Here is a 10,801-nt window from a genome sequence, read left to right on the forward strand (position 1 = left end):
ACGCTCTTCCGATCTGTTTGTGACCTTCGGTCGGACCCGGCTCCGCCGGGATGGTGGCGACCTCTGGGTACACGGGAAGTTGGTTGCCGGGTATAGGCAGTTGGTGATCAACTGGGCATTGTCTCCGCACACGTGGCGCGGCAATCCTCCGCCCCGGCGGTGGCCGAGTCCGGACCCCGGACCGTCATAGGGGCTGGGTGGGAGTTCCACAGCAATCGATCTTCCAGCGTGAGGGGTAGTCGACGGAATCGGGTTGGCGCCGTTCTCCCGCCCACCCGCCCCCTCCATTGCCGATAGGTCCCGCCCATCCGTTTGTGACCTTCGGTCGGACCCGGCTCCGCCGGGATGGTGGCGACCTTTTGGGCACACGGGAAGTTGGTTGCCGGGTGTAGGGCAGTTGGTTGATGGGTGATCAACTGGGCAGCAATGGCGGAGTTGCCGTTCGTGTGGGCGGCCCGTTCGCCCCGGCGGGGGTCGGGTCCGGACCGCGGAGGGTCATGGGGGGGCTGGGTGGGAGTTCCACAGTTATGACGCAACTTCCTGACTGTCGCAGTTGGACGCTCTGGAGGCGACCAACCAGCAGTTTGGAAGGGAACAAGCATGTTGCTGTAAAAGACATCGGTGGCCGCCGTCCGTGACCTGCCTTTGCAGCAACGTCGCCGTACTGGCCTGCGTCGGCGTCGACGACGGGATGCCGTTCGCGCTCGGCGCGGACCTGCCCGGCATCGTGTCGGACGAGCCCCAGTTGCGCACTATGTTGGCGCACCTAACGAAAACCCTGCACCCCGGCGTACTCAACGACTGCTTCTTCGACGCCGCCACCGCGGTGTGCGTCAAGCGCGCCACCGTGCTCGGCCGGCCCGTGCCTCAGCACAACATGTGCCTGCGCTGTCCGAACGCGCGCCGCTCCAGCGTGCACCGGCCACGCTTGGTCGCCGCCCGCTCACGCTGCGAGATGCCGAACTGGACGACCAGTTCTGCCGACACGCCGGCCATGACGCCGGCGTGATCCCGGTCGGGCCGAGTCGCACTGTCACGCGGTAGTGGCGACCTAGCCGCATCGTGCGAGTTCGCCCTGTTTGAGCGGAGACGGGCCGTTCAGCGTCGCACACCGACCAGCATGATCGTTTCAGGCTGTACGGCCATCCACGGATTGACTCACTCCTCCAGGGAGAGGGCCTGGCTAGGGCACACGTGCGCCGCTTCGCGGGCCTTCTCGGCCAGCTCGCCGTCCGGCGTCTCGTTCAGCACGATGATTGTGCCGTCGTCCTTGCTCTGGTCGAACAGCGCGGGCTCAGTGAGCACACATTGTCCGGCACCGACGCACTTGCCGGTGTCCACGATGATCTTCATGGCCCTCTCCTCCTGTGGTGGGGATGGCAGTTCGTCCTCTACCAGGTCACCGGGAGCTGGTACAGGCCGTAGATGTTCGCGTCGTCCTTGAACGGCAGCTCGTCGACATCCACCGCCAGCTCCAAGCTGGGGACGCGGCGGAACAGCGTGTTGAACACGATCTGTAGCTCCATCCGAGCCAAGTTCTGGCCCAGGCACTGGTGCGGCCCGAAACCGAACGCGACGTGGTGGCGCGCGCCGCGCTCGATGTCGAGCTCGTCCGGGTTCTCGAACGCCCGCGGGTCCCGGTTGGCCGAATAACCGAGCGCCAGCACTCCTTCGCCGGCGCGGATCAGCTGCCCGCCGACCTCGATGTCCTCGACGCACAGCCGGGCCGTCGCCGCGTCGATGATCGTGAAGTATCGCAGCATCTCCTCGACCGCGTTGAGCGTTTTGCCCGGGTCGGCCTTGATCATCGCGAGCTGCTCCGGGTTGCGCAGGAACGCCACGGTCGACAGCGAGATCATGTTCGCCGTCGTCTCGTGGCCGGCCACGAGCAGCAGGAAGCCCATTCCGGCCAGTGCCGTCCGCCGGTAGGTGCCGTTCTCGCGCAGCTTGACGATCTGCCGCCCGAGTAGGTCCTCGGGCGGGTTGTCCTCCTTCTCCGCGATGAGGTCGGCCATGTAGCCCTGGATGGCTTTCGTGGCCGCCCACCGCTCCTCGGGCGGTGTCGACTGCTTGATCACCTTTACCGTGTGCTCCTGGAAGAACTCATGGTCGGCGTAGGGCACGCCCAGCATCTCGCAGATCACCAGTGACGGGACCGGCAGCGACAGCGAGTCCACCAGGTCACCGGGCTGCGGCCCGGCCAGCAGCGCGTCGATCTGCCCGTCGACGATCTCCTGGATCCGCGGCCGCAGCGCCTCCAACCGGCGCACCGTGAACTCGCCGAGCACGGCCTTGCGCGCCGGCCCGTGCTCGGGCGCGTCCATAGTGATCAGGGTGCGCTCCTCGTCCGGCCGCCGGGATGCTGCCTCGCCCTTGACCAGCTGCGGGAAGTCCGGATGCTGCCGGTCGGCGCTGAACCGCCGGTCGTTCAACACGGTTCGCACGTCTTCATGGCGGCTGACCACCCAGGCCCACTCGCCGTCGGGCAGCCGAACCCGCGAGACCGGCTCTTCTTCGCGGATCTCTTCGTACGCCGGCGGCGGCGCGAACGGGCAGGTACGGGCCATGGGGAACTCGTGATTCTCGACGATGGTCAAGACTTTCCTTTCGCTACAGTGGGTTCAGACTCGATCCGTCTTCGCACGGGCGAAGTGCGGTTCCGCCGCTTCCAGCCGCGGTACTGCGACGCCCAACCGTCGTGCTTCCGCCAGCGCGTCCCGGCAGATCTCCCGCGGCTCCTGAGCCTCGGGGTCGGAGTGCGCCGCAAAATTCACGCGCACCGGCGCGACATGAGTAGTCAGCCAGGCGAGCGCGGGGGCCGTCAGCCAGGTGGGCGCCCGGAACAGCAGCACACCGCCCCGGTGCCGTCGCAGGTCAAGGCCGCGCGCCTTGAGGAGCGGCAGCAGCTCGCGGCCGGCCAGCAGCCCTTCGCGCAGGTCGCCCGTTGCCCCGGCCAGCTTGGACAGGGAACCCAGCCGCAGGCCCTGCGAGAACAGGCCGGCATCCGACACGAAATGGACCCACAGCCAGCCGCGGAAGTCGGGCTGCTCCTTAAGCCGGAGCCCGGCCTCGCGAAACACCTGGCGCACGGCCCGCTCCCGGTCGGTCGGGGGCCGGCCGAGGGTGCCGAAGACGACCGACGGCAGCAGCGCCCCACGGAGCACGCCGTCCGCGCCGAAACCGCCACCGGCCTGGGGAAAGCCCCAGGCGATCTGGTCGACAGGGAGTGCGCCGATCGCGGCCAGCGGCTCGGTCCAGATGTTGCCGAAGACCAGCACCGTGGCCTGGCCGACACGCGGGGCCAGGAAGGCCGTCGCCTCCGCGAGGCGGTGGTGCGGCACGCTGAGCACGATCAGGTCGAAGCCGTGGTCCGGATCCAGCGCCTCGCGGTAGCGCACCGGCCACTTCTCGACGACGCGCTGCCCCCACAGCCGGTGCCGCGCATCGACCAGGTCGAGGTCCACCGCGTCCCCGTACGTCGCCGCGCGGCCCGGCCGGACGTAGAACTCGACGTCATGTCCCCCCTGTTGCAGGGCCCAGCCGTAGACGGTGGCGATCACGCCTCGGCCGAACATCAGGATCTTCAAGCTGCACCTCGTGGGGTACGATCGATTTGGAGGTCATCTCCATTTTTCAAAATATGGAGATCATCTCCACTTGTCAACGCGAGGTAGCGCATGACCGCCGACAAGCCGCTGCGGGCCGACGCCCAACGCAAGCGCCAGGCCCTGCTCGCCAAGGCCCGGGAGGTCTTCGACGCCGGAGACTTCTTCGACCTGCGCTTCGATGACTTCGCCCGCCTGGCCGGTGTGGGCACCGGCACGCTGTACCGCCACTTCCCCACCAGGGAGGCGCTGGCCGAGGCGGTCTACCACGGGGAAGTCGCCGCGCTGTGCGACCGCGCCCGCCAGCTCCAGGCCACGCTGCCCGCGGCGGAGGCTTTGGCGACCTTCCTGCGTGGCATGGTCGCCCACATAGCTGCCCACGAGGGCCTGGCCCGGACGCTGGCCACGCTCATGGCCGATCGCTCGAGTGCCCTCGCCGAGGGCAGCCGGGCGCTGGAGCAGGCTGTCGCCGACCTGGTGGCCGCCGCCGTGCGGGACGGCACCGTTCGCGACGACGTGGGTGCCGGTGCCGTGATGATGGCGCTGCACGGCATCAGTGCGGCCCATGACCGCCCCGGTTGGCGGGCCGAGGCCGACGATGTCATCACCCTCGTGCTGGACGGGCTGCGCCGCCCGCGGCCATCCGTACGCCTTGCAGAAGGAGAGGTGCACGAGGTGCGAACAGCGGCACGGCATCAAGTACGGGATCAACCGGCTCAAGCTCAACCGCAGCGTCGCCGCCCGCTATGACAAGGTGCGACACGAGGTCGCATGCCGCGGGTGAAGGATCCGGTTAGCGGTACGGCGGCGAAGATGCTCAGGGCAATCGCGCAAAAAGCGCCCGGTGGTTGTCACCGGGCGCTTTTTGGTGATCAGGTCAGGCCTTGCGGAGTTGGAACGTTAGGCCGAGGTCGGGGTCCTGGTGGAGTACCTGGTTGGTGTCTAGGTCGCCTTCGTGGAACGAGGTGGCCAGGACCTCCTCGGCTACTGTTTTGCCGCCGGAACGCAGGGCCTCGGCGAGTTCCTCGGATCCGGCTGTCCAGCGTAGGTCGATTCGGTCGGTGATGGACAGGCCGCTGGACTTGCGGGCGTCCTGGACCAGGCGGACCACCTCGCGGACGAGGCCTGCCTGGCGGAGTTCGTCGGTGAGGGCGAGGTCGAGGGCCACCGTCTCGCCGGTGCCGGTGTCTACCGCGCCGGTTTCGACTGCCCAGCCGGACTTGGGCTGCTCGGTGATGATCACGTCGTCGGGAGTGAGCTCGACCGTGCCGAGTTCCCCGGCCTCCAAGGTGGCGGCCGTACCTGACCGCAGGGTCTGGGCCAGTGCGGCGGGGTCGGCGGCGGTGACGGCGGCGGCCACCAGTTTGGTCTGGGAGCCGAACCGCTTGCCCAGGGCACGGAAGTTGGGCTTGACGGTGAAGGTGACCAGGTCGGCGGAGAAGCCCGACATGTCCTCCAGGGTGAGCACGTTCAGCTCGTCGGCGATCAGGTCGCGCAGCTCGCCGGACAGCGACGCCCAGCCGGGCGCGCCGATCAGGGCACGGCCGAGCGGCTGTCGGGTCTTCACCGACGAGGAGGCCCGCGCCGACCTGCCCAGCTCCACCAGCCGCCGAACCAGGGCCATCTGCTCCGACAGCGCCGGATTCAGCAGCTCGTCGCGGACCTGGGGCCAGCCGGCCAGATGCACCGAGGCCGGGTCCTCCGGGCCACGCAGCACGTCCCAGACGTAGTCGGTGACGAACGGCACCAGGGGGGCCATCAGCCGGGTGACCGTCTCCAGGCACTCGTACAGGGTGGCGAAGGCGGCCTGCTCGCCGGTCCAGAAGCGGCGGCGGGAGCGACGCACGTACCAGTTGGACAGGTCGTCGAGGAACTCGGTGAGGCGACGCCCGGCCCGGGCGGTGTCGAAGGCGTCCAGGGCGGTGGTCACCTCGGCCACCGTGCGCTGGAGTTCGGCCAGCGCCCAGCGGTCGATCAGCGGCCGCTCCCCGGTCACCTCGGCCGGCTGCCAGCCGGAGGCGTTGGCGTACAGGGTGAAGAAGGAGGCCGTGTTCCAGTAGGTGAGCAGCACCTTCCGGACGATCTCCTCCAGCGGCCCGTGGCCGATCCGGCGCGGCGACCAGGGAGAGCCGGAGGTGGCCATGTACCAGCGCAGCGCGTCGGCCCCGTGCTGCTCCATGAGCGGCATCGGCCGCAGCACGTTGCCGAGGTGCTTGCTCATCTTCCGGCCGTCCTCGGCCAGGATCAGCCCCAGGCAGAGCACGTTCTCGTACGAGGAACGCCCGAAGACCAGAGCGCCCACCGTCATCATCGAGTAGAACCAGCCCCGGGTCTGGTCGATGGCCTCGCAGATGAACTGGCCGGGGAAGGACTCCTCGAAGATCTCCTTGTTGACGTGGGGAGCGCCCCACTGGGCGAACGGCATGGCCCCGGAGTCGTACCAGACGTCGATCACGTCCGGCACCCTGCTCGCCTGCTCGCCGCATTCGGGGCAGGCGAAGGTCACGTCGTCCACGTACGGGCGGTGCGGGTCCAGCGCGGTCAGGTCCTGACCCGCCAGCGCGCCCAGCTCGGCCAGCGAGCCGACGCAGGTGACGTGGTCGGCCTCACAGGTCCACAGCGGCAGCGGGGTGCCCCAGTAGCGGGAGCGGGACAGCGCCCAGTCCACATTGTTGCGCAGCCACTCGCCGTACCGGCCGTGCTTGATGGTCTCCGGGTACCAGTTGGTGCGCTCGTTCTCGGCGAGCAGCAGGTCCTTGATCTGGGTGGTCCTGATGTACCAGGAGGGCAGGGCGTAGTAGAGCAGCGGGGTGTGGCAGCGCCAGCAGTGCGGGTAGCTGTGGTCGAAGTGGCCGCCACGGAAGAGCAGGCCGCGGTTGCGCAGGTCCTCGGTGAGGCCCTCGTCGGCGTCCTTGAAGAACTGGCCGCCGACCTGGGGGACCTCGGCGTGGAAGCGGCCGTCGGGGCCGATCGGGTTGACCACGGGCAGGCCGTACTTCTTGCAGACGGTCATGTCGTCGGCGCCGAAGGCGGGGGCCTGGTGAACCAGGCCGGTGCCGTCCTCCACCGTGACATAGTCGCCGAGCACCACGTAGTGCGCGCCAGGGATCTCCACCAGCTCGAACGGCCGCTGGTACGGCGTGTGCTCCAGACTGGCCCCGGACAGGCGCTCGCGGACCGTCCACCCCTCGCCGAGGGCGGCGCCGAGCAGCGGCTCCGCGACCAGCACCGGCGTCTCGCCGGGCTTCTCGGCCACCACGTAGGTGACCTCGGGGTGGACGGCCACGGCGGTGTTGGAGACCAGGGTCCACGGCGTGGTGGTCCAGACGAGCAGGTCGACGCCCGCCAGGGGGCCGCCGGTGACCGGCATGCGCACGTACACCGAGGGGCTGGAGACGGTCTCGTACCCGCCGGGCTGGCCCAGCTCGTGGTCGGACAGGCCGGTGCCGCAGCGCGGGCAGTACGGGGTGATCCGGAAGTCCCGGAAGAGCAGGCCCTTGTCCCAGATGACCTTGAGGGACCACCAGACGGCCTCCACGTAGGAGGGGTCCATGGTGCGGTAGGCCTGGGACATGTCCACCCAGTAGCCCATGCGTTCGGTCATCTCCTCGAACGCGTCCACGTGCCGGAGCACCGACTCGCGGCACCTGGCGTTGAACTCGGCGATGCCGTACGCCTCGATCTCCGGCTTGCCGGACAGGCCCAGCTCCTTCTCCACGGCCACCTCGACCGGGAGGCCGTGGCAGTCCCAGCCGGCCTTGCGGGGCACGTGGTAGCCGCGCATGGACTTGTAGCGGGGGAAGACGTCCTTGAAGACGCGCGCCTCGACGTGGTGCACGCCGGGCATGCCGTTCGCGGTGGGGGGTCCCTCGTAGAAGACCCAGGAGGGGCCACTGGCGTTCTGCTCCAGCGACCGCTCGAAGACCTTGCCGTCACGCCAGCGCTCCAGCACCTCGTGTTCGAGGGCCGGCAGGTCGACCTGCGCGGGTAGCGAACGGAAACTGTGGGTGGACAACGGACCTCCACGCGTGTCGGACCACATATGTCGGACTGGGCGTGGAGGGACGAAGCCGGCGGCTCCGCGGTACCACCCTCCTTGGCCCCCAAGGGAGGCCCACTCATTCAAAGATTGCGGCCGGGTCTACTGGGTCTCTACCGGGGGTAAAGCCGTTCTTCCGGCGGCTCCGGGGTGATCTTCTCTCCGTGGCTCGCCCCGGGCTCGCACCATCCCCGGGTCGCTCCTGCGAGTGGGTACGGAGGTACTCGTCCCCATCAACGCCTTGCAGTCCACACCATAACGCAGCCGGGTGGCCAGGGCTTCCCGGTTATTGGCGGAACACGTCACGGGGTGGTGTTGTTCAGGAGGTACCCGGCATACAGGGAGGAGCGAACCGACCGGTTACGGATGGCGTAAATCCATCGGCGCGTCGATTGCCGCGCTCCAATCCGCTACTTATGCTGCCTGGACTTGCCTGATCACTGTGCATGGGGAGGCCACATGGCCACGCGTGAGGCTAAGACCGCCACTAGCGAGGACATCTGGACCAACGACGAACTCGCCGAGGTGCGAGAGCGATTGTTGCTGGAAATAGACGAACTTCATACCGAGATCCTCCGGGCCGAGGCCGAACTCGCGACCGGCAACTCCAGCGAAGGCGCGGGCGACGACCCGGCCGACGCCGGGGCCAAGACCTATGAGCGCGAACGCGAGATCGCCCTTACCCTGAATGCGCGCGATGTACTCGCGCAGAACGAGCGGGCGATCGCCCGTATCGACGCAGGGACTTACGGAGTGTGCGAATCGTGCCAACGGCCGATCGGCAAGGAACGCCTGCGGGCGTTCCCGAGGGCGACGCTGTGCGTGGCGTGCAAGCAGCGGGAGGAGCGCCGCTGAGCGAAGGTGGTGCGGACGTGGCTGAGGAAGCCGGCGGGGTTGCCGGTGGGGGGGTGCGGACGCGGCGGATCGGTCTGCTGGCCGCCGTGGCCGTGCTCATCTACGTCTTCGATGTGGTTACCAAGTTCCTTGTCGTCGAATATCTGGAGCCCGAGCCGCCGTTGGTGGTGATCCCCGACGTGCTCGTGATCAACGTGATTCGCAACCCCGGGGCGGCGTTCAGCATCGGCACCGGGATGACCATCGTCTTCACCCTTATCGCCACCACGGTGGTTATTGCGATTATGCGGACCGCTCGGCAACTGCGCAGCCTTCCCTGGGCGATCACGCTCGGCCTGCTGCTGGGCGGGGCGATCGGCAACCTGACGGACCGGATCTTCCGCTCCCCGGCTCCGTTCCAGGGGCACGTGGTGGACTTCGTGCAGGCGTTCCCGGCTACCGGGTTCCCGATCTTTAATGTGGCCGATTCGTCCATTGTCTGCGGTGGCATCCTGGCCGTTTTCCTGGCCTGGCGGGGTTATCAGATCGACGGGACCCGCGAGGTGGCTCCCGCCAAGGAGAAGGACACTCGGGATGGGTGACCAGCGTAGTCTGCCTGTTCCCGATGGGCTTGAGGGTGAGCGGCTGGACGCCGCGCTGGCTCGTCTCTTCGGCTTTTCGCGGACCCGTGCGGCGGAGCTGATCTCGTCGGGTGACGTGCTGGTGGATGGGGCGCTTCCGGCCAAGTCGGACCGGGTGCATGCGGGGGCCTGGCTGGATGTGACCATTCCGCCGCCGCCGAGCGCGCCCACGCCGGTCGCCGAGCCGGTTCCCGGGATGGGCATCCTGTACGAGGACGACGACATTGTGGTGGTGAACAAGCCGGTCGGGGTGGCCGCGCATCCGAGTGTCGGGTGGACCGGGCCTACCGTGCTCGGGGGGCTGCTCGGGACCGGGCACCGGGTCTCCACCAGTGGTGCCGCCGAACGGCAGGGCATTGTGCATCGGCTGGATGCCAACACCACCGGGGCCATGGTGGTGGCCAAGAGCGAGAGCGCGTACTCCTCGCTGAAGCGCGCTTTCAAGGAACGTACCGTGGAGAAGCGGTACCACGCCCTTGTTCAGGGCCACATGGACCCTCTGCGTGGGACTGTGGACGCTCCCATCGATCGCCATCCCTCCGGGGACGGGCGGTGGGCGGTCGTGGCGGGTGGCAAGGACTCCATCACCCACTACGACACCATTGAGGCCTTCCGCTCCGCCTCCCTTCTCGACATCAAGCTCGAAACCGGCCGCACCCACCAGATCCGGGTGCACATGTCCGCCCTTCGCCACCCCTGCGTCGGCGATCTCCAGTACGGCGCCGACCCCACCCTGGCCGCCCGTCTGGGCGTCACTCGCCAGTGGCTGCACGCGGTCTCGCTGGGGTTCGAGCATCCCGCGACGGGGGAGTGGGTGTCCTTCACCACCGAGTATCCGGAAGACCTCGCCCGAGCACTCGAACTCGTGAGCGAGGACGGCTACTAATCCTCCCTGGCCCGGTGAATGTCGTGGGCCATTCCTGGCGTGGTTTCGTTTGTTTACTGATTGCCATGGATGTCCCACCCACCCACCCTTTGACCTCCGGTCGGGTTCGGCTTACGCCGGGGTTTGGTCAGGTTGATGTGTGCTGGTTGGGGTGGATGTCCCACCCACCCTTCCGACCCCCGGGTCCGGGCCCGGCTCCGCCGGGGAGGATCGGTTGGGTCCGGGCCCGGCTCCGCCGGGGAGGATCGGTTGGGTCCGGGCCCGGCTCCGCCGGGGAGGATCGGTTGGGTCCGGGCCCGGCTCCGCCGGGGAGGATCGGTTGCCGTCCGGCACGCGAAAAGGTTGGTTGCCGGGAGACTTCCCCCAACCTTGTTCGATCTTCGGTCGCAGACCCGGCTCCGCTGGGGCCGTCGGCGCTCCGCTGGGGTCGTCGGCTTCCGCCCCGGCGCGCCGAAGATCGACACGCGGCTCTGCCTGCCCGGCGGGGGCGGGTCCGGCCGAAGGTCGAAAGGGTGGGTAGGTGGGAGTTCCATGGCAACCATCCGTCCCGGCGGAAGCCGCGCCCGGTGAGTGCGGTGAACGCCTCCCGGCCGGGGTCGGCAGATCCCTCCCAGGACACCTTGGTCAGTCAGAAGGTGGGCCAGACCCCACCAGGAGGCGTTCACCCACATCCTCACTGTCAGAGGGGTGGATGGGTGCGAGCACACGGTAACCAGGACTTCCGCGTGCCGGACGGCCACCGCCCACCCCGGCGGAGCCGGGCCCCCGACCGGAGGTCGAACAAGGGTGGGTGGGT

9 protein-coding genes are annotated in these 10,801 nt (G+C 68.5%); 5 read left to right on the plus strand and 4 right to left on the minus strand.

Annotated elements, in window-relative coordinates:
- The first annotated feature begins 634 nt into the window (after positions 1-634).
- Entirely contained in the window at positions 635-1,009 is a 375-nt protein-coding gene (locus KIP79_RS45445) for a hypothetical protein (RefSeq protein ID WP_214111298.1), read from the plus strand.
- Between the two features lie 149 nt (positions 1,010-1,158).
- Here KIP79_RS45445 and KIP79_RS45450 read toward each other — a convergent pair whose 3' ends face one another.
- The 3 genes from KIP79_RS45450 to KIP79_RS45460 are packed head-to-tail and all read right to left on the minus strand — an operon-like array spanning position 1,159 to position 3,587.
- The gene (locus KIP79_RS45450) at positions 1,159-1,353 is read right to left on the minus strand and encodes a ferredoxin (protein WP_214111299.1); all 195 of its coding nucleotides are present in this window, start codon (positions 1,351-1,353) and stop codon (positions 1,159-1,161) included.
- Between the two features lie 38 nt (positions 1,354-1,391).
- The gene (locus tag KIP79_RS45455) at positions 1,392-2,597 is read right to left on the minus strand and encodes a cytochrome P450 (protein WP_250214930.1); all 1,206 of its coding nucleotides are present in this window, start codon (positions 2,595-2,597) and stop codon (positions 1,392-1,394) included.
- A 24-nt stretch (positions 2,598-2,621) separates the two neighbouring features.
- Positions 2,622-3,587, minus strand: a complete 966-nt coding sequence (locus KIP79_RS45460) for a ketopantoate reductase family protein (protein WP_214111300.1) — start codon at positions 3,585-3,587, stop codon at positions 2,622-2,624.
- Between the two features lie 90 nt (positions 3,588-3,677).
- On the opposite strand from KIP79_RS45460, the gene KIP79_RS45465 reads away from it, so the two are divergent.
- Positions 3,678-4,355 (plus strand): TetR/AcrR family transcriptional regulator, encoded by a 678-nt coding sequence (locus tag KIP79_RS45465; RefSeq protein ID WP_214111301.1) that lies wholly within the window; start codon positions 3,678-3,680, stop codon positions 4,353-4,355.
- 127 nt (positions 4,356-4,482) lie between these two features.
- Here KIP79_RS45465 and ileS read toward each other — a convergent pair whose 3' ends face one another.
- A complete protein-coding gene (gene ileS / locus KIP79_RS45470; protein ID WP_214111302.1) occupies positions 4,483-7,647 on the minus strand; it encodes an isoleucine--tRNA ligase in 3,165 nt (1,054 codons plus the stop codon).
- A gap of 456 nt (positions 7,648-8,103) precedes the next feature.
- Here ileS and KIP79_RS45475 point away from each other — a divergent pair, with 456 nt between their 5' ends.
- From KIP79_RS45475 to KIP79_RS45485, 3 genes are read left to right on the plus strand one after another with little or no spacing between them, the layout of a single operon-like run.
- Positions 8,104-8,499, plus strand: a complete 396-nt coding sequence (locus tag KIP79_RS45475) for a TraR/DksA family transcriptional regulator (RefSeq protein ID WP_214111303.1) — start codon at positions 8,104-8,106, stop codon at positions 8,497-8,499.
- Positions 8,463-9,080 (plus strand): signal peptidase II, encoded by a 618-nt coding sequence (gene lspA, locus KIP79_RS45480; protein ID WP_308170247.1) that lies wholly within the window; start codon positions 8,463-8,465, stop codon positions 9,078-9,080. The genes KIP79_RS45475 and lspA overlap by 37 nt, the downstream gene beginning before the upstream one ends.
- Positions 9,073-10,005, plus strand: coding sequence for an RluA family pseudouridine synthase (locus tag KIP79_RS45485; RefSeq protein WP_214111304.1), 933 nt, complete (start codon positions 9,073-9,075; stop codon positions 10,003-10,005). Before lspA ends, KIP79_RS45485 begins: the two co-directional genes overlap by 8 nt.
- The last annotated feature ends 796 nt before the right edge of the window (positions 10,006-10,801 follow it).

Origin of the sequence: Acrocarpospora catenulata (assembly GCF_018476525.1) — a bacterium.
Lineage (GTDB): Bacteria > Actinomycetota > Actinomycetes > Streptosporangiales > Streptosporangiaceae > Acrocarpospora > Acrocarpospora catenulata.